This is a genomic window from Vreelandella malpeensis (assembly GCF_020622355.1).
GTDB classification, from domain to species: Bacteria; Pseudomonadota; Gammaproteobacteria; order Pseudomonadales; family Halomonadaceae; genus Vreelandella; species Vreelandella malpeensis.
The window spans coordinates 237,433-259,145 of record NZ_WHVL01000004.1 but is presented as its reverse complement, the minus strand read 5'-3'; the positions used below and the strand labels follow the sequence as shown (position 1 = coordinate 259,145).

20 protein-coding genes are annotated in these 21,713 nt (G+C 65.1%); 14 read left to right on the top strand and 6 right to left on the bottom strand.

Going from position 1 to position 21,713, the window contains the following annotated elements; genetic code table 11:
* Positions 1-4: 4 nt before the first annotated feature.
* On the bottom strand, positions 5-1,516 hold the full coding sequence (locus GEV37_RS11165) for an NAD(P)H-hydrate dehydratase (RefSeq protein ID WP_227390332.1): 1,512 nt from the start codon (positions 1,514-1,516) through the stop codon (positions 5-7).
* A gap of 136 nt (positions 1,517-1,652) precedes the next feature.
* Here GEV37_RS11165 and queG point away from each other — a divergent pair, with 136 nt between their 5' ends.
* The gene (gene queG / locus GEV37_RS11160) at positions 1,653-2,759 is read left to right on the top strand and encodes a tRNA epoxyqueuosine(34) reductase QueG (protein ID WP_227390331.1); all 1,107 of its coding nucleotides are present in this window, start codon (positions 1,653-1,655) and stop codon (positions 2,757-2,759) included.
* On the opposite strand, the gene orn is transcribed toward queG, so the two are convergent.
* Positions 2,756-3,322 carry an oligoribonuclease gene (gene orn / locus GEV37_RS11155; RefSeq protein WP_227390330.1) on the bottom strand — a complete coding sequence of 189 codons (567 nt, stop codon included), beginning with the start codon at positions 3,320-3,322 and terminating at the stop codon, positions 2,756-2,758. The two genes, queG and orn, sit on opposite strands and share 4 nt — an antisense overlap.
* 98 nt (positions 3,323-3,420) lie before the next feature.
* Between orn and rsgA the strand changes: the two genes are divergently transcribed.
* From rsgA to asd, 3 genes are all read left to right on the top strand, one after another.
* The gene (rsgA, locus tag GEV37_RS11150; RefSeq protein ID WP_227390329.1) at positions 3,421-4,440 is read left to right on the top strand and encodes a small ribosomal subunit biogenesis GTPase RsgA; all 1,020 of its coding nucleotides are present in this window, start codon (positions 3,421-3,423) and stop codon (positions 4,438-4,440) included.
* Between the two features lie 64 nt (positions 4,441-4,504).
* Positions 4,505-5,347: a sulfurtransferase gene (locus tag GEV37_RS11145; protein ID WP_227390328.1), complete on the top strand. Its 843-nt coding sequence runs from the start codon at positions 4,505-4,507 to the stop codon at positions 5,345-5,347.
* Positions 5,348-5,396: 49 nt separating this feature from the next.
* Positions 5,397-6,254, top strand: coding sequence for an archaetidylserine decarboxylase (gene asd / locus GEV37_RS11140; RefSeq protein WP_227390327.1), 858 nt, complete (start codon positions 5,397-5,399; stop codon positions 6,252-6,254).
* Here the strand turns inward: asd and GEV37_RS11135 are convergent.
* Positions 6,235-6,894 (bottom strand): TetR/AcrR family transcriptional regulator, encoded by a 660-nt coding sequence (locus tag GEV37_RS11135; RefSeq protein ID WP_227390326.1) that lies wholly within the window; start codon positions 6,892-6,894, stop codon positions 6,235-6,237. The genes asd and GEV37_RS11135 overlap by 20 nt on opposite strands.
* Before the next feature lie 172 nt (positions 6,895-7,066).
* Between GEV37_RS11135 and GEV37_RS11130 the strand changes: the two genes are divergently transcribed.
* Together GEV37_RS11130 and GEV37_RS11125 are read left to right on the top strand one after the other, a co-directional pair.
* Positions 7,067-8,167, top strand: a complete 1,101-nt coding sequence (locus GEV37_RS11130; RefSeq protein ID WP_227390325.1) for an HlyD family secretion protein — start codon at positions 7,067-7,069, stop codon at positions 8,165-8,167.
* 35 nt (positions 8,168-8,202) lie between these two features.
* Positions 8,203-9,711 carry a DHA2 family efflux MFS transporter permease subunit gene (locus GEV37_RS11125; RefSeq protein ID WP_227390324.1) on the top strand — a complete coding sequence of 503 codons (1,509 nt, stop codon included), beginning with the start codon at positions 8,203-8,205 and terminating at the stop codon, positions 9,709-9,711.
* Between the two features lies 1 nt (position 9,712).
* Here GEV37_RS11125 and epmA read toward each other — a convergent pair whose 3' ends face one another.
* Both epmA and efp read right to left on the bottom strand, forming a co-directional pair.
* A complete protein-coding gene (epmA, locus tag GEV37_RS11120) occupies positions 9,713-10,693 on the bottom strand; it encodes an EF-P lysine aminoacylase EpmA (protein WP_227390323.1) in 981 nt (326 codons plus the stop codon).
* Between the two features lie 79 nt (positions 10,694-10,772).
* Positions 10,773-11,339 (bottom strand): elongation factor P, encoded by a 567-nt coding sequence (gene efp, locus GEV37_RS11115; protein WP_227390322.1) that lies wholly within the window; start codon positions 11,337-11,339, stop codon positions 10,773-10,775.
* Positions 11,340-11,453: 114 nt separating this feature from the next.
* Between efp and epmB the strand changes: the two genes are divergently transcribed.
* The 3 genes from epmB (at position 11,454) to GEV37_RS11100 (ending at position 15,904) form a co-directional block, all read left to right on the top strand.
* Positions 11,454-12,470: an EF-P beta-lysylation protein EpmB gene (gene epmB, locus GEV37_RS11110; protein WP_227390321.1), complete on the top strand. Its 1,017-nt coding sequence runs from the start codon at positions 11,454-11,456 to the stop codon at positions 12,468-12,470.
* A gap of 447 nt (positions 12,471-12,917) precedes the next feature.
* The gene (locus GEV37_RS11105; RefSeq protein WP_227390320.1) at positions 12,918-13,916 is read left to right on the top strand and encodes a TAXI family TRAP transporter solute-binding subunit; all 999 of its coding nucleotides are present in this window, start codon (positions 12,918-12,920) and stop codon (positions 13,914-13,916) included.
* Between the two features lie 101 nt (positions 13,917-14,017).
* Entirely contained in the window at positions 14,018-15,904 is a 1,887-nt protein-coding gene (locus tag GEV37_RS11100) for a TRAP transporter permease (RefSeq protein WP_227390319.1), read from the top strand.
* A gap of 98 nt (positions 15,905-16,002) precedes the next feature.
* Here GEV37_RS11100 and GEV37_RS11095 read toward each other — a convergent pair whose 3' ends face one another.
* Positions 16,003-17,028 (bottom strand): LacI family DNA-binding transcriptional regulator, encoded by a 1,026-nt coding sequence (locus GEV37_RS11095; protein WP_227390318.1) that lies wholly within the window; start codon positions 17,026-17,028, stop codon positions 16,003-16,005.
* 112 nt (positions 17,029-17,140) lie between these two features.
* On the opposite strand from GEV37_RS11095, the gene GEV37_RS11090 reads away from it, so the two are divergent.
* The 5 genes from GEV37_RS11090 to GEV37_RS11070 are packed head-to-tail and all read left to right on the top strand — an operon-like array spanning position 17,141 to position 21,712.
* Positions 17,141-18,145 (top strand): TRAP transporter substrate-binding protein, encoded by a 1,005-nt coding sequence (locus GEV37_RS11090; protein ID WP_227390317.1) that lies wholly within the window; start codon positions 17,141-17,143, stop codon positions 18,143-18,145.
* A 3-nt stretch (positions 18,146-18,148) separates the two neighbouring features.
* Entirely contained in the window at positions 18,149-18,649 is a 501-nt protein-coding gene (locus tag GEV37_RS11085; RefSeq protein WP_227390316.1) for a TRAP transporter small permease, read from the top strand.
* Positions 18,640-19,914 carry a TRAP transporter large permease gene (locus GEV37_RS11080; RefSeq protein ID WP_227390315.1) on the top strand — a complete coding sequence of 425 codons (1,275 nt, stop codon included), beginning with the start codon at positions 18,640-18,642 and terminating at the stop codon, positions 19,912-19,914. Before GEV37_RS11085 ends, GEV37_RS11080 begins: the two co-directional genes overlap by 10 nt.
* 8 nt (positions 19,915-19,922) lie before the next feature.
* On the top strand, positions 19,923-20,468 hold the full coding sequence (locus GEV37_RS11075) for a VOC family protein (protein ID WP_227390314.1): 546 nt from the start codon (positions 19,923-19,925) through the stop codon (positions 20,466-20,468).
* On the top strand, positions 20,465-21,712 hold the full coding sequence (locus GEV37_RS11070; RefSeq protein WP_227390313.1) for a RuBisCO large subunit C-terminal-like domain-containing protein: 1,248 nt from the start codon (positions 20,465-20,467) through the stop codon (positions 21,710-21,712). Before GEV37_RS11075 ends, GEV37_RS11070 begins: the two co-directional genes overlap by 4 nt.
* Position 21,713 lies beyond the last annotated feature (1 nt).

Genomic DNA, 21,713 nt, shown 5'->3' with positions numbered 1-21,713 from the left:
GCCTTCACGGATTGATCAAAACGCGCGCATAGGATGCCAGATCGCTTGCCAGCAAGCCACGCTCGCCGTGCTCTTTTGCTGCGCCGTCGCCCGCCAGGGCATGGACCAGCACGCCCAGCCGCGTGGCGAGCTCGAGCTCATCGAACTGCGCGGCGAGCACGCCGAGCATGCCGCTCAAGACGTCTCCCATGCCACCGCTGGCCATGCCGGGGTTGCCGAACGGGCAGACCACGAGGCCACCGGGACCGGCGACCAGGGTGCCGGCGCCCTTGAGCACCACCACCCCGCCCCGGGCGCGCTGCAGCGCTCGCACCGCCGCCGGCCGGTCGGCCTGGACCTGCGCCACCGAGCACTCGAGCAGCCTTGCCGCCTCACCCGGGTGCGGGGTCAATATCCAGTTGTCGCGGGACAGCGTCGGCCAGCGAGTGGCCAGCAGATTCAGCGCATCTGCATCGACCACCAGGGGCACATCGGCCTGCAGCGCACTTTGCAGCACCGCCTGGCCCCAAGCGTCCTGACCAAGACCCGGACCGACCACGATGACATCGGCGCCTTTGGTCATCGCCGCGGCGTCGGCGCCGCCACGCACCTCGCGCGCCATGACTTCAGGGCAGCGGGTAAGGCTCGGCCCGACGTGCTCGGCGGCGGTGGCGAGACTCACCTTGCCCGCCCCCAGGCGCGCGGCGGCTTGGGAGGCGAGCAGCGCCGCGCCACCGAAGCCTGGCGCCCCGCCCATCACCAGTACGTGGCCGAAGGTGCCCTTGTGCCCCGCCCGGGGGCGCGACGTAAAGGCCGCGGCCAGCCAGCTCTCCTCGAGCCGCCAGGCGGCGGGCAGGATGTCGAAGAACGCCTGGGCCTTGACGCCCAGCGGTCGAAAGTAGATCTCACCGGCGTGGCCCGGCGCGTCGCCGGTGTGCAGGCCGACCTTGTCGCCGATGAAGGTCACCGTGCAGTCGGCGGACACCGCCACGCCCAGGGCCGCACCGGTGTCCGCGGCGATGCCCGAAGGGATGTCCAGCGACAGCACCGGCCGCCCCGCAGCGTTGATCGCCTCGATCGCCGCGCGCAGATCGCCTTCGACCTCTCGCGAGAGCCCGATGCCGAGCAGCGCATCGACGATGACATCGCCCTCGAACACCATGTCGGGACGGTAGAGCGTAACGCCGACACCGGCGGCGCTGGCAAGCATCGCCGCCCGCGCCGCATCTGCCTCGAGCGCCTCCAGGGGCTGCATCGAGACGCGCTGCACCTTGAGCCCGGACTGCATGGCGAGCGCGGCCAATACGTGGCCGTCGCCGCCGTTGTTGCCGGCGCCGCACACCACGCTCACGCTTCTGGCCTGGGGCCAGCGCGCCCGGAAGCTGTGCCAGGCGCTGGACGCGGCGCGCTGCATCAGGGCGAAGCCCTCGATACCGGAAGCGAGGGTGCGCCGGTCGAGCTCGCGCACCTGGGCGGCCTGATAGAGCGGGCGAAGCGTGGCGGTGGTGAGTGCGCTAGAAGAAGGAGAGCGTTGCATCGACACGAGGCTCCAGAAAAAATGTGTGAACAGGACATGAAGAAGGATAACGCGAGATCACCAGCACGTGGGCAGCGTGTCATCGACTTTCCTGATGGGTTAGCATAGCGCGCCTATGCACCGACGTTGACGACCCATGGCGACTTTCACCGCTTCTTCCCTTTCGCTTGACGAACTCGCGCGCCTGGCGGCGCTGATCAAGACCTGGGGGCGCGAGCTCGGTTTCCAGCAGATCGGCATTACCGACACCGACCTTGAGGAGCACGAGGAGCGCCTTGCCGACTGGCTAGAGGCCGGCCATCACGGCGAGATGACCTATATGGCCAAGCACGGCACCAAGCGCACCCGCCCCGCCGAGCTCGAACCCGGCACCCGGCGGGTGATCAGCGCGCGCATGGATTACCTGCCGCCCGAAGTCGAGACCACTCAGGTACTGGGCAAGCCCGGCCTCGCCTATGTCTCGCGCTACGCGCTGGGGCGCGACTACCACAAGCTGATCAGAAAGCGCCTGGCGACGCTTGCCAAGAAGATCGAACGGGAAGTCGGCGCATTCGGCTACCGAGCCTTCGTCGACTCGGCGCCGGTGATGGAGCGGGCGCTGGCCCAGAAGGCCGGGCTTGGCTGGTTCGGCAAGAACGCCATGCTGCTGAGCCCCAAGGCCGGGTCGCTGTTCTTTCTCGGCGAGCTCTACACTGACCTGCCGCTGCCGGTCGATGCGCCCTTCGACACCGAGCACTGCGGGCGCTGCAGCGCCTGTCGCACCGCTTGCCCCACCGGCGCCATCGTCGATGACAAGGTGGTGGATTCACGCAAGTGCATCTCGTATCTGACCATCGAGCTTCATGGCGCGATTCCCGTCGAGTATCGCCGGGCGATGGGCAACCGAATCTACGGCTGCGACGACTGTCAGCTGGTCTGTCCCTTCACCCGTTTCACCCGGGCAAGCCAGGAGGAGGACTTCGCACCGCGCCACGATCTGGATCGCGCCTCGCTCGTCGCGCTGTTCGCCTGGAGCGAGGAGGAGTTTCTCGACAAGACCGCCGGCAGCGCCATTCGCCGCATCGGCTTCGAGCGCTGGCTGAGAAACCTCGCCGTGGGACTCGGCAACGCCCCCTGGAGCCGCGAGGTGGAAGCCGCGCTCACGGCCCGACGCGCCTACCCGAGCCCGCTTGTGCGCGAGCACGTCGCCTGGGCGCTTTCCGAACAGCGCGCCAAGCGCGGCGCGCGTATCGCCATCGGCTAGTCGTCGGCGAGTTTCAGGAACGTCTTGCGGTAGTGGGCGAGCTCGGCGATCGACTCCTTGATGTCGTCCATCGCCAGGTGGACGTTGCGTTTCTCGAAGCCTTCGAGCGCCGCCGGGTTCCAGCGCTTGGCCAGCTCCTTGACCGAGGAGACATCGAGGTTGCGGTAGTGGAAGAACGCCCACAGCGCCGGCATCTCGCGCTCGAGGAAGCGCCGATCCTGATGGATGCTGTTGCCGCACATCGGCGAGCTGCCCGGTTCGACGTACTGGCGCAGGAAATCCAGCGTCTCGCGCTCGGCGGCGGCGCTGTCCTTGTCACTCGCCCTGACCCTGGCCACGAGCCCGGACTCGCCGTGGGTCTTCTGGTTCCAGGCGTCCATGCCCGCCAGCAGGCTCTCGGGCTGGCGCACCGCGATCACCGGGCCTTCGGCGATCACGTTCAGGTCCGCATCGGTGATGAGCGTCGCGACCTCGATGATGCGCTCGATGTTCGGATCGAGCCCGGTCATTTCCAGGTCGATCCAGACCAGCAGGTCGCGGCGGGGGGCGGTGGTATCAGGCATGGCGTTCTCCAGGAGGCCGGGCAAGGTGGCGACGGGCAGGATTACCCGGGCCACGTTAACAGGTACACTAGGATCATTGTACCGATCATCGGGTGGTCATGAGCAAACGTAAATTGAGTCGCCAGCAGCGCTGGCGCGTCGAGAAGATCCAGGCCGAGCGCGCCAGCCGCGCCGAAAAGCGCGACGCCGACGACAGCCAGAAGCTCGCCGCCGGCGAGTACGGCGCCGAGCAACCCGGGCGCGTTATGGCGCACTTCGGGCGTACCCTCGAGGTGCGCGATGAGGCAGGCAAACCGGTGCGCTGCCACCTGCGCGCCAATCTCGAGGGGCTGGTCACCGGCGACCGGGTGATCTGGCGCGCGGGCCAGGACGGTTCCGGCGTGGTGGTCGCCCGCAACGAGCGCGACAGCATCCTCAAGCGCCCCGATGCCCGGGGCCTCTTGAAGCCGGTGGCGGCCAACATCGACCAGATCCTGATCGTCTTCGCCGTCGAGCCTGCCCCCCACGCCAACCTGATCGACCGCTACCTGGTGGCCGCCGAGGCGACCGGCATCGCGCCGGTACTGGTGCTCAACAAGATCGACCTCTTGCCCGAGGACGGCGGCGAGCTCGGTGCGCTGTTGACGCGCTACGAGTCGCTCGGCTACCCGGTGGTGCGCACCACCACGGAAAACGAGGCGGGCCTGGCCGCGCTTCGCGGGCAGCTCGAAGGCCGCACCTCGGTGTTCGTCGGCCAAAGCGGCGTGGGCAAGTCGTCATTGATCGACCTCTTGCTGCCAGACGAGAGCCTGCGTATCGGCGCGCTTTCCGAGGACTCGCGCAAGGGCACCCACACCACGACTACCGCCAGGCTCTACACCATGAACCGCGACGAGGTGGAGGATGGCGAGCTGATCGACTCGCCGGGCATTCGCGAGTTCGGCCTGGTGCACCTGAGTGAGCAGGAAGTGACTGATGGTTTCATCGAATTTCACCCCTTTCTCGGCCGCTGCCGCTTTCGTGACTGCCGCCACCGGGCCGAGCCCGGCTGCGCTTTACTCGAAGCCGTTGAGGCAGGCAAGATCCATCCAGAACGCTTTGCCAGCTACCGACGCATCCTCGACAGCCTGAGCGCCTGACATGACCTGAACGCCTGACAATAGCCCGAACAAGATATCTACGCCGCATCGATAGGAGCGATTCATGAGTGTTGACCACCCCGCGAGCGAAGACCACCTGCTGCCCCTGATCGTCGAGCCCGGCGCGCTTGCCGCCTCGCTCGATCATCCGGACCTGTTGATCGTCGACGTGCCGACCACGCCGGAGAGCTACCGCCAGGGCCATGTACCGGGCGCGGTGTATCTGGATTTTCGCTACCTGATGCGCGGCGAGGGCCCCGTCCCCAACGATGTGCCGGACGTGGCCTTCCTGTCCCAGCTTTTCAGCGCGCTGGGATTGACCCGTAACACCCACGTGGTGGCCTACGACGACGAGGGCGGCGGCTGGGCGGCGCGGCTTCTGTGGACGCTGGATCTGATCGGTCATACCCGCTACTCCTATCTCAATGGCGGCATTCACGCCTGGCGCGACGAGGGGCTCGACGAAAGCACCGAGCAGACCCTGCCGACGCCCTCCGAGTACCGCGCCGAGATCCTCAACCCGCACACGCTGATCACCCGCGACGAGATCCAGCAGAAGCTCGGCGAGCGCCACTTCGCCGTATGGGATGCGCGCTCGAAGGCGGAGTACGACGGCGAGCGCGGCAACAACAAGCACCTCGGCCATATCCCCGGTGCCGTGAACATGGACTGGGTCGACGCCATGGATCGCACGCGGGCGCTGCGCATCCGCGACTACGCGGAGCTCGTCACCGAGCTCGAGGCGATGGGCCTCACCCCGGACATGGAGATCGCCACCCACTGTCAGAGCCATCACCGCAGCAGTTTCACCTGGCTCGTCGGCAAGGCTCTAGGCTTTGACATGCGCGGCTACGCGGGCTCCTGGGGCGAGTGGGGCAACCGTGACGACACGCCGATAGAAAAGTAGCGCCCGACCCTTGCCGGGCCTCGATGAGCACCTACGAAAAGAACCCAACGTGACGCTATCTCAAAAGATTTTTTCGCTGATCCAGTACCCGCTGCCGCATCACGCGATCTCGCGGCTGACCGGCGCCTTCGCTCGCTGCGAAACGCCTTGGCTCAAAAATGCACTGATCAAGGCGTTCATCAAGCGCTTCGATGTCGACATGAGCCAGGCGCTGGAGCCGGACCCGACCGCCTATCGCCACTTCAACGCGTTCTTCACCCGCGCCTTGAAAGCGGATGCGCGCCCATTGGAAGAGGGGCTGCTGAGCCCGGCGGACGGGGCGCTGTCGCGTCACGGCAACATCGAGCACGGCACCCTGATTCAGGCCAAGGGCCATCGCTACTCGGTCGAGGCGCTGCTCGGCGGCGACGCCGAGCTTGCCGCCGAGTTCTCGAGCGGCAGCTTCGCCACGGTCTACCTGTCGCCGCGTGACTACCACCGCGTGCACATGCCCCTCGACGGCACGCTGCGCGAGATGATCTACGTGCCCGGGCGCATTTTCTCGGTCAACCAGGCGACCGCTCGTCACGTGCCCAACCTGTTCGCCCGCAACGAGCGGCTGGTGTGCATCTTCGATAGCCCCCGTGGGGCCTTTGCAATGGTGCTGGTAGGCGCCATGGTGGTCGCTGCCATCGAGACCGTGTGGGCGGGCCAGGTCACGCCGCTTTCCGGCACGCCCGAGCGCACCCGCTTCGATCGTCCGATCACGCTGGCACGCGGCGAGGAGATGGGGCTTTTCAAGCTGGGCTCGACGGTGGTGATGTGCTTCGAGAACCCGGTCGACTTCTCGGCGTATCCGCCGGAGACGCTGGTGCGCATGGGCCAGCGCCTGGGCGAGCCGCCGAGCCTTACGCCCTACCCCGCCTGACGCCGGCCAGAAATATCTCCACGCAGTGCCGGGCTCGGGCATCGCAGCGCGCCTCGTCGATGTCGAGGCGACGCCCGAGCAGCGCATTGATGTGCCATTCGCCGAGCAGCATGCCCATGAAGATCCCCGCCGCCTCGCGGGGATCACTCAAGCCCAGCACGCCATCCTCTACCTGGTCGGTCAGATAGTCGGCCAGGGCCTGACGGGTGTGGTCCGGGCCGCGCACCAGAAATAGCTCACCAAGCTCCGGGGCGCGCTCGGCCTCGAACGCGAGCCCGCGCACCAGCCGGATGACGCCGGGATCGAACACCAGCAGCAGCATGCGTCGACCCAGCTCACAAAGCACCTGCTCCGGCGCCTGGCGATCCCGCCGCCCTTCTTCCAGCACTGCCCAGACAGTTTCGATATGGCGCTCCATCGCCGCGGTGAAAAGCCCTTCCTTGTTGCCGAACTGCTTGTAGAGCGTAGCGAGCGACCCCCCGGCCCGGGCAACCACGTCGCTGACGCTGGCCCCCGCATAGCCCTGCTCCAGAAAGACATCTCGCGCAGCGTCGAGCAGCCGCTCGCGTCGCGCCTGACCGCGCGTGCCAGGCGCCTGTGAAGGCTCGTTTTGCGTACTGCAAGCGTCACCTTGAACCATGCCTTCTCCTTCATCGAGCGACAACCGCCGCCGTTGACCCAACCTCGACCCGAAGAAGCATATGCCTCTCGAGACGCGCATTCCTGTAGATATGTAGTGTAACCTTCATTACACTATACTACTTGCGATGATCGGCGCAATGCCGATGCTTCTAACGAGGACGAACATCAACATGGCCAGCCACGAACTCGAAGGCAATACCCCAGAGCGCCCGACACCCAAGCCCCGAAAACGCGGACGCAGAATGATCGTGCTCGTCGTCGCCATCGCCGCCCTTGCAGTCTTTGCCGTGTGGGCGGTGAACTGGTGGCAGGTGGGGCGTTTCATGATCGATACCGACAACGCCTACGTGCGCACCGATAGCGTCGCGATTAACGCCGAGCTCGCGGCGCGGGTGATCGACGTTGCGGTGCGCGAGAACCAGCGCGTCCAGCGCGGCGACCTGCTGGTGCAGCTCGACGACGCCGGTTACCGCGACCAGTTGAATCAGGCCCGGGCACAGCAGGCAGTGGCTACCGCATCGCTCGCCCAGGCCCAGCGCCAGGTCGAGCTGCAGCGGGCAGCTATCGATCAGGCCTCGAGCCAGGTGGACGCCACCCAGGCGGAGGTCGATCAGGCCCAGGCGCACCTGGGCCGTTCGAGCTCGCTTGCCGCCAACAACTACGGCTCACGCCAGCAGCGCGAAGACGACCAGAGCGCGCTGCGCGTGGCCCAGGCCAACCTGGCGAGCCGCCGCGCCAGCGTGGTGTCCGCTCAGCGCCAGCTGGCCGTGGCCGAAAGCGATATCCCTCGCGCCGAGGCAAGTCTGGAGGCCGCCGAAGCGGATCTCGCCTACGCCCAGCACCAGCTCGACAAGACCCGCATTGTCGCCCCGCGCGACGGGGTGATCGGCAATCTGCGAGTCAAGGTCGGCGCGCTCGCCCAGCCCTCACTCACGCTGATGCAGCTCGTGCCGATCGAGTCGGCCTACATCAGCGCCAATTACAAGGAGACCCAGCTTGAGCGCATTCGCCTCGGCCAGCCGGTCGCCATTCACCTGGACGCCTACCCGGACATTACCTTCGAGGGCGTGGTCGATAGCCTGTCGCCGGCCACCGGCACCGAGTTCAGCCTGCTGCCCCAGGACAACGCCACCGGCAACTTCAACAAGATCGTCCAGCGCGTGCCGGTGAGAATCGAGGTGACCGGCCCCGCCGACTCGCTCGGACTTCTGCGCGCCGGGCTCTCGGCGATTCCCGAGATCGACACCCGAGAGCTTGACCCCGCACGATGAGCACGCCGATATCCCTTCCTCAGGACGCGACCGACATGCCGCCCTGGCCTCAGCGCATCGGCTTCATCGCGGCCGTGTTCGGCATGTTCATGGCGATTCTGGACATCCAGATCGTGGCCAGCTCGCTCAACGAGATCCAATCCGGCCTGTCGGCAAGTCAGGATCAGATCTCCTGGGTGCAAACCTCCTACCTGATCGCCGAGATCGTGATGATTCCGCTTTCCGGCATGCTGATGCGCATCCTGTCGACCCGGGTTGCCTTTACCCTCTCCTGCGCGGGTTTCACCCTGGCGAGTCTGGGCTGCGCGCTGGCGGGCTCCATCGAGCAGCTGATCGTGCTGCGAGCGATCCAGGGCTTCATGGGCGGGGCGATGATCCCCATCACGCAGGCGATCAGCTTCTCGATCTTCCCCCGCCGGGTGATGGGCAGCGTGCAGGCGGTGATCGGCATGGTGGTGACCATGGCGCCCTCGATCGGCCCGACCGTTGGCGGCTATATCACCGAGACCCACAGCTGGCACTGGCTTTTTCTGGCCAACGTGATTCCCGGCATCCTGGTGTGCTGGGCGGCCTGGAATTTTCTGGATATCGACAAGCCCGACCACTCGCTCGCGCGCCGGCTCGATGTGCTGGGCCTTGCGCTGATCGCGCTGTTTCTCGGCTCGCTGGAGTTCGTGCTGGAAGAGGGCCCGGGGGATGACTGGTTCGCCAGCCGCGAGATCGTCGCGTTCAGCCTGCTGTGTGTCGTCGCCGGCGCATGGTTCTTCATCCGAACCCTGAGAAGCTCGCATCCGATCGTCGATCTGCGCGCCTTCGCCAACCGCAACTTCGCCATCGGCGCGGGCATGGGCTTCATCGTCGGCATCGCGCTTTACGGGCTGGTCTACATCATGCCGCTGTTCTTCGGCTACGTGCGCGGCTACTCGAGCCTCCAGATAGGCCAGGTGATGTTCGTCACCGGGATGACGATGTTCTTCTGCGCACCGCTGGTGGGCAAGGCCACCAACCACGTGGATCTGCGCCTGTTGCTGTTCGCGGGTTTTCTGCTGGTCGGGGTCGGCACGATGATGAACGCCAACCTTACCGTGGCGTCCGGCTTCTGGCAGTTCTGCCTGCCCCAGGTGGTGCGCGGCATGGGGCTGATCATGTGCATCATCCCCGCCTCGCGCATCGCGCTCGGCACCCTCCCCCCGGCGGAGGTGGGCAATGCCAGCGGGCTCTTCAACGTGATGCGCAACTTAGGCGGCGCCGTGGGGCTGGCGCTGCTGGACACGGTGCGCGACATTCGCGAGGACTTCCACTGGAACCAGCTGATTCCGGCCATCGACACCAGCCGCGATGTGGTGGTGGCGGAAATTGCCAAGTACGAGGCGCTGCTGACGGGCTCTGTTGCCGATGCGCATCAGGCGGCGATCGGTCTGATCGCCCAGCGGGTCGCCCAGCAGGCCCAGGTGCTCGCCTTCAACGATATCTTCACCTGGCTGGGGCTGATCTACCTTGTGGCGGTACCGCTGGTGTTTCTGCTCAAGCGCATCCGCGCCTGACTCAACAGCGCGGCGTGGCGAAGGCCAGCACATCTTCCAGGCGCGCCTTGCCGAGGGCGAGCTGGATCAAGCGATCCAGGCCCAGCGCCACGCCGGCGCCTTCGGGCATGCCGTGCTCGAGCGCTGCCAGCAGGCGCTCGTCCACGTCCACTTCCTGGAAGCCCAGGCGACGACGCGCCTGATTGTCCTGCTCGAAGCGCAGGCGCTGCTCATCGGCATCGGTCAGCTCGTCGTAGCCGTTGGCAAGCTCCACCCCGTCAAGATAGAGCTCGAAGCGCGAGGCCACCCACTGCCCGTCGTCGTCCTGATGGCGTCTGGCGAGCGCCGCCTGGCTCGCCGGGTAGTCCACCACCACGGAGAGCTCGTCGCGCCCCAGGGTCGGCTCGATCACCAGACCCATCAAGAGATCGAGGCAGGTCTCGCGGCTCTCGTCGGTCAGGCTCTGGGACGACATCTGGCCCCGCTCGGCGGCCAGGCGGCGCAGGGTGTCCAGCGACGTGGTGAACGGGTCGACCGCCAGCTGTTCATGAAACAGCGCCCGGTAGCGGTAGCGCGTCACCGGCCTTGCCAGGTGCGGTGCCACCGCCATTACCAGCGCGGCGGTTTCGTCGATCAACGCCTCGAGCGACATTCCCGGCCGGTACCACTCGAGCATGGTGAACTCGATGTTATGGCGCCCCCCTACTTCGCCATCGCGAAAGCTTCTGGCGAGCTGGAAGATCGACCCGCTACCGGCAGCGAGCAGGCGCTTCATGTGAAATTCCGGCGAGGTCTGCAGCCACAGAGTATGCTGGCCCGTGTCGGTACGCGCCCGGGTCGAGAGCGACACCAGATGCACGTCGGTACTGCCGCCCTGGCCCAGCACCGGGGTTTCCACCTCGAGCACGTCGCGCTCGGCAAAGAACGCCCGGACTCGGGCCGTGAGCATTGCTCGAGCCTTGAGCGTCTCGATCTCGGCGGTGGGCCGCCACTCGATAGTCATCGTGTCACTCCCAATGAAAAGGCCACGCCGTAGCGTGGCCTTGTAAGCCCGTCAGCCGTAACCGGCTGGAGACGCCCGATCAGGCGCGAGAAACGTACTCGCCGGAACGGGTATCGACCTTGAGCACTTCGCCTTGATTGATGAACAGCGGCACGCGCACCACCGCGCCGGAGGAGAGCGTGGCCGGTTTGGAGCCGCCCTGAGCGGTATCGCCCTTGAGGCCCGGATCGGTTTCCACCACTTCGAGCTCGATGAAGTTCGGCGGCGTCACCGAGATCGCCTTGTCGTTCCACAGGGTGATGGTGTAGGGCACCTGCTCCTTGAGCCACTTCTCGGTATCGCCGAGCGCCTTCTTCTCCACCGCGTACTGCTCGAAGGAGCCATCGGTCTTCATGAAGTGCCACATGTCGCCATCGGTGTAGAGATACTCCATTTCCAGATCCATGACGTCGGCGCCTTCCAGGGAGTCGCCGGACTTGAAGGTACGCTCGCCGACGCGGCCGGTCATCAGGTTGCGCAGCTTCACGCGGTTGAAGGCTTGACCCTTGCCCGGCTTGACCAGCTCGTTCTCGACGATCGAGCAGGGATCGCCGTCGAGCATTACTTTCAAACCGCCCTTGAATTCATTGGTAGAATAGTTCGCCATATCGTCTCTCGATCATCCGTTGCTAGAGTAAGCGCGTAAAAGCGCTTGCCGGGCAAGCGCTTTTCATCAAGTGGGCGCATGATAACCCGAAGGAGCCCTTTTTTGCAGGAGAACATGATGATTGCCGCGGCTCGCCTCGAGCCCGGCGCCGACGCGGCCGCCCCCTGGCAGCGCCAGCTCTCCGGCGCCATTCGCGATCCCCGTCAACTGCTCGAGCGCCTGGGGCTCGACGCTCGCCTGCTCGACGGCGCCCGGGCCGGCCACGTGCTGTTCGAGGTGCGCGTGCCGGAAGCCTATCTTGCGCGCATCGCCCGCCAGGCGCCCGACGACCCGCTGCTGCGCCAGGTTCTGCCACTGGAGGAGGAGACGCGAAGCGCCGAGGGTTACGTGCTCGACCCGCTGGAAGAGGCGCAGCACCGCCCTGCCAGGGGGCTGATCCACAAGTACGCAGGCCGCGTGCTGCTGATCGCAAGCCCCGCCTGCGCGGTGAACTGCCGCTACTGCTTTCGCCGCCACTTCCCCTACGCCGACAACTCGCCCTCCCGCGCCCAGTGGCAGGAGGCGCTCGACTACCTGCGCGGTGACGACAGCATTCATGAAGCGATCCTCTCCGGCGGCGACCCGCTGGCGGCGAGCGACCGCCAGCTTGGCTGGCTGGTCGGCGAGCTCGAAGCCATTCCCCACCTCAAGCGCCTGCGCATCCACACCCGCCTGCCGGTGGTGATCCCCGACCGTGTCGACGACGCCCTGCTCGGCTGGATCAACGCCACGCGGCTGCAAAAGGTCATGGTGTTGCACATCAACCACGCCAACGAAATCGACCAAACGGTGGTCGATGCCTGCACGCGCCTCAAAAAGGCCGGGGTGACGCTTCTGAACCAGAGCGTGCTGCTGCGCGGCGTCAACGACAACGTGGCCACGCTGGCCGCGCTCTCCGAACGGCTGTTCGAGGCCGGCATCCTGCCCTACTACCTGCACGTGCTCGACCCGGTTCAGGGCGCAGCGCACTTCGACGTACCGGATGATGAGGCGCGCACGCTGGTATCGCGGCTGCGCAGCCACCTGCCGGGCTTTCTGATGCCACGGCTAGTGCGCGAGGTTTCGGGGGAAGCGAGCAAGACGCCGCTTTGATCAATTCCAGCCGGGTTGGCAGCAAGAACCAGCCCGGCTTGCAAACATCCCAAGGCTTGAACACCTATTGATCAAAGCGATCACTTCTAGATATCAATATTATCTAAACGTACGAAAAACCTTTCACCACTCCTTATATAGCTACTTCCAGTAATCCCAATGCTATGAATTTAGTATAAAAATATACCATTTAAAGGATTGGCTTTAGTCGCATAATCGAAAGTATAAATGCACGATTCAATCAATTAATACACATTAGTGACTCAAGTCGTCACTCCGCACTCTCCTAAACGCTCGCTTTGATTGACGGTCCGCTTGTTTCCTGCGGGTGAGCACGCCTTGACTGCATCGTTATCGGATCGCCTCAGCGCTACTACTTACACCGAGTCACGCCAAGCCCGCATACACAATAATTTTCAGCGTCTTCAAAGGCGCTTGGGAGAAGAAATGAAGCATTTCAAAACCGCCGCGCTAGCCACTTTCCTGGCCGCCACTTCTTTCTCGGCCTTGGCCGAAGACGCCACGGTGCGGATCATCTCGCAAGACCCTGGCACCGGCTGGTACGCCTATGGTTCCGCCGTAGGCGACATCATTGATCGCTCCCAAGGAAATTACTCACTGAGTGCCGACGTGCTGCCGCGAGGCGGCGGCATGATGAACCCGCTCGCCGTGGGCCAGGGTTCAGCGGATATTGGCTTCGCCAGCGCCAGCGCAGCGCTCTGGGCTCGTGACGGCATCGGTGAGGCGTTCGAAGGCCGTGCCGCAGAAAACCTGCGCACGCTGATCGGTGGGCTACAGGCCGCCTATGTCACCGTCGCCGCCCGACGTGCCTACGTCGAGCGCACGGGACAAACCAGCTTCGATGACATGGTCAACGCCGAGCGGCCTCCGCGGTTCGTTCTCAAGCCGACCGGCTCCCAGGTGCCGATTCTCGCCGACCACATGTTCGAAGCCTTGGGTACCAGCCTCGACGAGATGCGCAGCCGTGGTGTGATCAATCAGATCAGTACCGCTCAGATCGCCCAGATGATGCGTGACGGCACGGCGGACGTGTATATCGAGAACGCCCCGATCGGCCAGGCCACCATGCAGGAGTTGGCACTCACCAGCGACCTGGTCTTCGTTCCCATGTCCGATACCGTGCTCGATCACATGACCGAGGTGGGCGTTCCGCGCATCACTCTGCCGGAGGGCAGCTACCAGGGTCTGGATAGCGACTACTTCACCTCCAACACTCCGACCATCCTGATCGTCGGCGCCGACATGGACGACGAGATTGCCTACCAGATCACCCAGGCCATGGTCGAAGCCCGCGACCAACTGGCCGATGCCTTCCCGCCGCTGGCCGGCTGGGACCCCGAAGCCGGCGCCCAGGCCGACCAGGCGGTGCTCGAGCTTCATCCCGGTGCAGCCCGCTACTACCGTGAGCGTGGCTGGATCGAATAGTCACGTCCCGGCGATACCCAGCACCACCATGCACGGCGCCGCTGCAGACTCTTGCGGCGGCGCCGAGCGTTCATCACGGCGAACATTGCGAGGTACGTCTCTTGAAACCGTCCGGCCTGCTTTCCTATCCGATGCTGCTGCGCGCCCTGCAGATAGGCCTCTCTTTCACCTATGTCATCTATCTACTCAGGCACTTCTTCAATCCGTCGTCGCCTCTGGCCTCGGTAACTTTCCACGTCTACATGTCCGTGGCGCTGATCTTCGCTTTCAACCCGCTCGATTGGGGGCCGGACCTGAAGCGCTGGCTGGGGCGCACGGTCGATCTTGGCTGCCTTGCGCTATCAATCTCCTTCGTCTGGATCTATCACCTGGAGGTCGGCCGACTCGAGCGCCACCTCGAGATGATCGACCCGGTCCTGCCCATCGATCTCTTCTTGCACGTGGCTGGCCTCGTCCTGATCTTTGAAGCCGTGCGCCGTGCCGTGGGCTGGTCACTGCTGGCGGTCGTGCTGGCGTTTCTCGGCTACGCCTACTTCGGCGGCTACTTTCCTGGCTGGATGGCCTTCCCGGGCTTCTCGCTCTCGACGATGGCCGAGCTGATCAGCATGAAGACCGATGGCATCTTCGGCGTCACGGCGACCGCCGCGATCAACTTCGTGTTCTATTTCGTTCTTTTCGGCACGGTGTTCACCTTTACTGGCGGCGGCGCCCTGTTCATCGACCTGGCGATGCGCATGACGGCGCGCCTCAAAGGAGGGGCGGCCAAGATGGCGCTGGTAGGCTCCGCCCTGTTCGGCATGGTGTCCGGCTCGGCGATCGCCAACACGACATCGACCGGGGTGCTGACCATTCCGATCATGAACCGCGCCGGCTACTCCAAGGACCAGGCCGCGGCCACGGAGGCGATCGCCTCGACCGGCGGGCAGTTGATGCCCCCCATCATGGGGGTGGCCGCCTTCGTGATGGCGGACATGATGGGCATCTCCTACGGCACGATCGCCGCGGCCGCCTTGATTCCTTCCGCGGCGTTCTATTTCGCGCTCTACGTGATCGTCGACCTGCGCGCGCGCCGCTTCGGCATCGGCAACGTGCCATCCGAGCTCCTGGATATCGCTCCGGTTCTGCCACGCCTGCATCTGCTGCTCGCGCCGGTGGCGATGATCACTTGCCTGATCGTCGGCTACTCCGCGCCCTACGCTGCCCTGGTGGGTACCGTTACCGCCCTCGTCATGCCGCTGTTGCGCAAGTCGACCCGCTACAGCCTGCACCAGCTGTTCGATTCGGTACTCGATACCGCCAAGCAGATGGCATGGATTTCCGCACCGCTGGCCGCCGTGGGCGTGGTGATGGTCGTTGCCACCCAGTCGAATCTCGCCCTCAAGTTCGTGAGCCTGCTCTCGGACGCGGGCACTGGCCAGCTCTATCTCTCTTTGCTGCTGGTCATCGTCGGCTGCATCATCATGGGAATGGGACTTCCCACCGTGGCTGCCTACATCATCGGCTCGCTGGTCTTCGTTCCCGCCCTGGTGGATCTGGGCATCGACCGTCTGGCCGCCAACCTCTTCGTGCTCTACTACTGCGTGCTGTCGATGGTCACACCACCAGTGGCGCTATGTGCCTATGCGGCGGCCGGCATCGCCAACGCCGATGCCAACAAGACCGGGCTTCTGGCCTTCGCCTACTCGCTGGTGATCTTCATCGTTCCTTTCGGCTTCATCAATGACCCCAACGTGCTTTGGCAAGGCACGGCTTTCGAGATCGGCGTGAGCGCCGCCGGCATGCTGCTGGCCACCTTCTCCTGGGCTGTATTCCTGATGGGCTGGATGAACGGCAAGCTCTCCTGGTTCGAACGCGCGCTCTTTCTGGGCGTGAGCCTGGCCATGATTCTCTCGCCGACGCTGTCGACGCCATGGAGCCTAACCCTGGTGCTCGCACTGACCTTGATACTCTGGCGCTTCACCCTGCGACCGCGCTTCGTGACGGCATGAGGCGCATCATCTGGCCTCTTCTGGCGGCACGCGCGACCATGGTCGAACGTGCCGCCTTGAAATGACGCTGGTGATCTCTACCGGCAAGGTCGCTTGCATCACGTAGGCGGCAAATTCTCCGAAAAATAGATCTCCATGGCCACGGCGCTGCTATTAAGGACATCGCCGCTGGCCACCTCGATCGCGCAGCTGTAGATGGCGGCGGGGCTTTGCGTGATGACCATGTCCATGATGCCGTCGACCAGCATCGCGCGGGTGTCCGGCGTTAGCCCGTGGCCCATGAAACAGACCTGCCTCTCGCGCCCGGATTCGCGCAGGGCTCGGCCGATACCGTCCGATGAGCCACCGACGTTGTAGATCCCCACGAGATCCGGATGGCGCTCGAGCAAGCGACACGTGTTGACGTAGTTTTCGTCGCGGTTGTCGTGACCCTCCTGAGGGCCGATCACGCCAAGATGAGGAAAGCTCTCCTCGACCAGCGCCAGAAACCCCATCTCGCGCTCCATGTGGGCGCGGTAGGCACGACTCGCCGCGACCAGCGCGAGCTTGCCCTTGGGCGCGGTGCAAAAACGGCCCATGACCCGAGCGGCGGTGCGCCCGGCGGCGAAGTTGTCGATGCCGATATAGGCGCTGCGGCTCGAGGTTGGTAGATCGGAAATGATGGTGACGACGCGCTTGCCGGCTCCGGTCAGTTCGTCGATCACCTGGCGTACCTTAGGATGCTCGATGGCCATGAAGACCACCACGTCCGCCAATCGGCCGTAGCGCCGGAGCGCCTGTACCAGCGCCTCGGGATTGAAGCTTTCGATGAAATGGCTGCTCACTTTCAACGGCTCGACGGACTGCTGCGCCATCTCGCGAACGTAGCCATTGAGCCCGGTGAGGTAGGGATTGGTGCCCTGGGGAAGCAGGAACACCACCCGGGCGAACGTGGGGCCAAGGCGCCGATTGAGCTCCTCCTCTTCAAGATAACCCACCTCGACGGCGGCTTTGAGCACCCGGGCGAGCGTCGCCTTACGCACGCCGGGCCGACGGTTGAGCACCCGGTCGACGGTGGCCGTGGAGACCCCGGCCGCCGCCGCAATATCGGGTATCAGGGGACGTTTTACATCAAAAACCATCATGAATTTCTCATTGCTATGAAGAGAAGAGCTGCCCTAGCCTTCAAGTCGTGAGCAGGTGGAAAACACTTGGCTACAGAACAATAAAAAACAATCACGCTTTCGGAGAATAACAATGCTAGACAAACTGATTCGCCCTCGCCATCTCGCATTGGTCGCAGGCATGTCCGCCTTCGCCCTCTCGAACGCTTTCGCCCAGGACGTCACGCTACGCTACGGGCACATGCACACGCCCAACTCCATCGCCGGCATGCAGGCCGAGTGGCTGGCCGAGGCGATCGAGGAAAAAACCGGCGGCGAGGTCGCCGTCGAGATCTATCCCAACTCCCAGCTAGGGCGCCTTCAGGAGCTCGCCGAGGCGGTCTCGACCGGCTCCATCGCAATCTCCCACAACACCGCCGGCGCCATCGGCTCGCTCTACGCGCCCTTTGCCGCCTTCGATACGCCGTATCTCTACCGCGACGTGGATCATCTGATGGCGGTGATGGACGTCGACTCGCCGGTGATGAGCACGCTCAACGAAGAGCTCGCGGCCGCTTCCGGGGTGCGTCTGCTCTACGCCTTCTACTTCGGTACCCGGCACCTGACGGCGAATCGGGAGATCCTCACGCCGAATGACTTGAACGGCGTCAAGATCCGCTCGATTCCCTTCCCGATCTACATGGCGACCGTCGAAGGCATGGGGGCGATTCCGGTGCCCATCGACTGGTCGGAGGTCCCGACGGCGCTGGCCACCGGCGTGGTCGAGGGCCAGGAAAACCCGGTCAACGTGGTGGTCACCTCCAAGCTCAACGAGGTGCAGAGCCATCTGATGCTCACCGGCCACATCAGCGCCGCGCAGGTGATCGTGATCAACGATGACACCTGGCAGTCGCTCTCGGCGGAGAACCAGGCGGCGATCGCCGAAGCCGCGCAGGAAGTTCGCCAGCGCGCCACCGAGGCGATGCTGGAGGCCGAGGCGAGCGATCTGGCCCAGCTGAGCGAAGCCGGCATGCAGATCATTGGAGTCGACGAGGGTCTGGACGTCGACGCCTTTCGCAGCCGGGTACAGGCGCGTATCGCCGAGGAGTTCGACGACCAGTACGGCGAGCTCTACCGGCTGATCGACGAAACGCGCTAAGCCATGAGCGCTCAACACTCCCTGATGGGCAGAGCCCTTGATCGGCTGAGCGAGGCGTGTGTGGGCGTGGCGATGCTGCTTCTGGTGCTCATCGCCACCCTGGTGGTCGCCCAGGTCGTCGCCCGCAACCTGTTCAGCACCGGTCTGCCTTGGGCGGATGAAGCCGCGCGCTTCGCCGGGCTGTCGATGGTCTACCTGGCCACGCCCTACCTGCTGTTTCACGGCCAGCACGTGGCGGTCACGATGCTGGCGGAGGCGCTTTCAGGCCTGAAGCAAACCGTTTGCCTGGCGCTCGGTGAGCTGGCAACGCTCGGGTTCTGCACGCTGACACTCTACGGCTTCTACCGCTTTCTGCTGCGCGCCGGGCGCTTCGCGTCACCGGCGCTGGGCATCCCCAATCTGTGGCTCTACATGCCGGCGCTGGTCAGCATCGTCCTGTTGGCCGTGATATCGCTCTATCGCCTGGGGCGGCTGGCACGCGGGAGGGATTCGACATGTCCTTGACGCTACTGCTGATCTTCGCGGCCTGCCTGCTGATCGGGGCGCCGGTAGCGGTGAGCCTGGGGCTCTCCGCGGGACTGGTCATCCTGCTTTATGATCTGCCCTTCACGGTCATGGCCCAGCGGGCGATCAATACCCTCGACAGCACGCCGCTTCTGGCGGTGCCGCTGTTCATTCTGGCGGCATCGATTCTGGGGGCAACCGGCGTCACCACGCACCTGTTCGAACTGATGCGGATGGTGGTCGGGCGCATTCGCGGCGGCATGGCTCACGTCAACGTGCTCACCAGCCTGATCTTTTCCGGCATGTCCGGGGCGGCGCTGGCGGACATCGGAGCACTCGGCGGCATCCAGATTCGCCAGATGGCACAGCAGGGCTACACCCAGCGCTTCGCCGCCGGCCTCACCATCGCGGCGGCGACGATCGGCCCGATCTTTCCGCCCTCGATTCCGCTGATCATCTTCGCCACGGCCGCGGAGGTCTCGACCATTCGTGCGCTGCTCGCCGGCGTCGTGCCCGCCCTGGTCGTGGCGGCGGCGCTGATGATCCAGATCGCCGTGATGGCCCGGCGCTACTCGCTGCCCCACGACGACGTGCAGCCGAGCGTGAGGGCGCTTGGTCAGAAAACGCTGATCTCGCTACCGGCGCTGCTTGCCCCGGTGCTGCTGGTCGGCGGCATGGTCAGCGGCTACTTCGGGCCGACCGAAGCAGCGGGCGTGACGACCGCCTATGCCGTGCTGATCGGCGTGCTGATCTACCGCTCGCTGACGCTGCGCACCTTCGTGACCTGCACCCGGGAAACGGTGCTATCGACCGCCAACGTGCTGTTCGTGGTGGCGTGCGCCGCGCTCTTCGCCTGGGTGCTGACCATGGACCGCGTGCCGGCTCTGGCCGGTGAGTGGCTTCTCGGCGTGTCGAGCAACCCGCTGGTGCTTCTGCTGCTTTTGAACCTGCTGCTGCTGGTGGTGGGCATGTTCCTGGAGGCGATCGTGGCGATTCTGATCATCGCGCCGATCGTCACACCGGCGCTTTTGCAAGCCGGCGTGCCGCCGGAGCAGCTCGGCGTGGTATTCGTGCTCAACCTGATGCTCGGGCTTCTGACGCCGCCGGTGGGCATGAGCCTCTACATGGTATCGATCATCACCAAAATGCCGCTTGCCACGGTCGTTCGCGGCGTCGCCCCCTTCTATCTTTCACTGTTCGCCGCCCTGGCGCTGGTCACGCTGGTGCCCGCGCTCTCCACGTGGCTGCCGAACCTCGTCATGTAGGAAACGTCATGAGCCAATTTCTAGGCAATATTCGCCAGCTGGGTTACGTAGTCACCGATATCGAGCAGGCCATGGTCTACTGGACCGACGTTATGGGCGTCGGGCCTTTCTTCTACAACCCGCGCGTGCCCATCGAGAACTACACCTACGACGGCGACTCCTTCGAGGTGCACAACTCGGTGGCGCTGGCCAACTCCGGTTTCATCCAAGTGGAGCTGATCCAGACGCGCAACGACGCCCCCTCGATGTATCGAGACTTCATGGCGGCGGGTCACACCGGCCTTCAGCACGTCGCCTTCTGGACGGAAACCTACGATGCGGATCTGGCCGCCATGCAGGCGCGCGGCCACCACGTCAAGATGAGCGGCGAGGTCGGCGCCAATGGCCGCTTCGCCTACTTTGATCGCGAGTATCACCCGGGTACGGTCATCGAGCTTTCCGAAGTGCTCGGCCCGAAGGGCGACATGTTTCGCCGAATTCGCGAAGCGTCGGAACATTGGGACGGCCGTGACCCGGTGCGCCCCTTCCCGAACCTCGGGGAGAAACAACCGTGATTCGCGCCCACTACGAGATCGAAACGCCTTACGACCCCGCCGAGGTGGCGCAGACGATGGCCGGCGAGCAGAGCTCGGGCACGTTCGTCAAGATCCAGGGCGAAACCGAGGCGCTGCGGGCGCGCTTCGGCGCGCGAGTGACCCGGGTCGAGGTGATAGAGGAGCGCGCAGCGCCCAGCCTGCCCAGCGCTTACCTAGAGCGCAAGGGCGTCCAGGGGCCCTGGCGGCGCGCGGCGGTCGAGATCGAGTACCCGGAGGAGAACGTCGGGGTGAACCTGCCAACGCTTGCCGCGACGGTGGCCGGCAACCTGTTCGATCTGGGCGAGCTGACCGGGCTTCGCCTCACGGCGCTCACGCTACGCCCTGACTACCGGGATCGCTACCTGCACCCGGCGCTGGGCGTGGCCTGCACGCGCGAGGCGCTCGGCGTCGTCGGGCGGCCGCTGTTCGGCACCATCCTGAAGCCCAACATCGGCCTGAGCCCCGAGGAGATCGCCGAACTGGTCGAGACGCTTTGCGAGGTCGGGGTGGATTTCATCAAGGATGACGAAATCGCCGGCAACCATCCTCACGCGCCGGTCGAGGCGCGCGTCAGCGCCGTGATGAAGCGCGTGCGTCGCTATCGCGAGCGCAGCGGGCGCGACGTCATGGTCGCCTTCAACATCACCGACGAGCTCGACGCCATGCGCCGCCACGCCGACCACGTCCAGAAAGAGGGCGGCAGCTGTGTGATGGCGAGCCTCAACTGGTGCGGGCTTTCGGCGATGCAGAGCCTGCGCGCCTCGACCCCGCTTGCCATTCACGGCCACCGCAACGGCTTCGGCGCCTTCGCCCGGCACCCGGCGCTCGGCATCAACATCGCCGCCTATCAGACGCTCTATCGGCTAGCGGGGATCGACCATCTACACGTTCACGGCATGGCCGGCAAGTTCGCCGATTCAACCGACGAGGTCGCCCACGCCGCGAGGCTTTCGCTCACCGCGCTCGGTGGCACCGACGACCGCGTCATGCCGGTGTTCTCCTCCGGCCAGTGGGCGGGCACCCTGCAACTGACGTTCGAAAAGACCCGAAGCGCCGATTTCATGTTCCTCGCCGGCGGCGGCATTCTGGCCCACCCGAGCGGGCCGGCGGCGGGGGTGGCGAGCCTCAAGCAGGCGTGGCAAAGCATCGAAGCCGGCGAGCCGCTGGCGCGAGCGGGCCGCCCGGCGCTGGGCGAGGCGCTCGATTTCTTCGGCGGGCGTTGAC

Coding starts and splice junctions, on each gene's coding strand:
- GEV37_RS11145 (WP_227390328.1), top strand. CDS start 4,505: ATGAGTGTTGACCACCCCGCGAGCGAAGACCACCTGCTGCCCCTGATC.
- rsgA (WP_227390329.1), top strand. CDS start 3,421: ATGAGCAAACGTAAATTGAGTCGCCAGCAGCGCTGGCGCGTCGAGAAG.
- GEV37_RS11085 (WP_227390316.1), top strand. CDS start 18,149: ATGAGCGCTCAACACTCCCTGATGGGCAGAGCCCTTGATCGGCTGAGC.
- GEV37_RS11080 (WP_227390315.1), top strand. CDS start 18,640: ATGTCCTTGACGCTACTGCTGATCTTCGCGGCCTGCCTGCTGATCGGG.
- GEV37_RS11130 (WP_227390325.1), top strand. CDS start 7,067: ATGGCCAGCCACGAACTCGAAGGCAATACCCCAGAGCGCCCGACACCC.
- GEV37_RS11125 (WP_227390324.1), top strand. CDS start 8,203: ATGCCGCCCTGGCCTCAGCGCATCGGCTTCATCGCGGCCGTGTTCGGC.
- GEV37_RS11105 (WP_227390320.1), top strand. CDS start 12,918: ATGAAGCATTTCAAAACCGCCGCGCTAGCCACTTTCCTGGCCGCCACT.
- GEV37_RS11075 (WP_227390314.1), top strand. CDS start 19,923: ATGAGCCAATTTCTAGGCAATATTCGCCAGCTGGGTTACGTAGTCACC.
- epmA (WP_227390323.1), bottom strand. CDS start 10,693: ATGACTATCGAGTGGCGGCCCACCGCCGAGATCGAGACGCTCAAGGCT.
- queG (WP_227390331.1), top strand. CDS start 1,653: ATGGCGACTTTCACCGCTTCTTCCCTTTCGCTTGACGAACTCGCGCGC.
- efp (WP_227390322.1), bottom strand. CDS start 11,339: ATGGCGAACTATTCTACCAATGAATTCAAGGGCGGTTTGAAAGTAATG.
- GEV37_RS11165 (WP_227390332.1), bottom strand. CDS start 1,516: ATGCAACGCTCTCCTTCTTCTAGCGCACTCACCACCGCCACGCTTCGC.
- GEV37_RS11135 (WP_227390326.1), bottom strand. CDS start 6,894: ATGGTTCAAGGTGACGCTTGCAGTACGCAAAACGAGCCTTCACAGGCG.
- GEV37_RS11095 (WP_227390318.1), bottom strand. CDS start 17,028: ATGATGGTTTTTGATGTAAAACGTCCCCTGATACCCGATATTGCGGCG.
- GEV37_RS11090 (WP_227390317.1), top strand. CDS start 17,141: ATGCTAGACAAACTGATTCGCCCTCGCCATCTCGCATTGGTCGCAGGC.
- epmB (WP_227390321.1), top strand. CDS start 11,454: ATGATGATTGCCGCGGCTCGCCTCGAGCCCGGCGCCGACGCGGCCGCC.
- orn (WP_227390330.1), bottom strand. CDS start 3,322: ATGCCTGATACCACCGCCCCCCGCCGCGACCTGCTGGTCTGGATCGAC.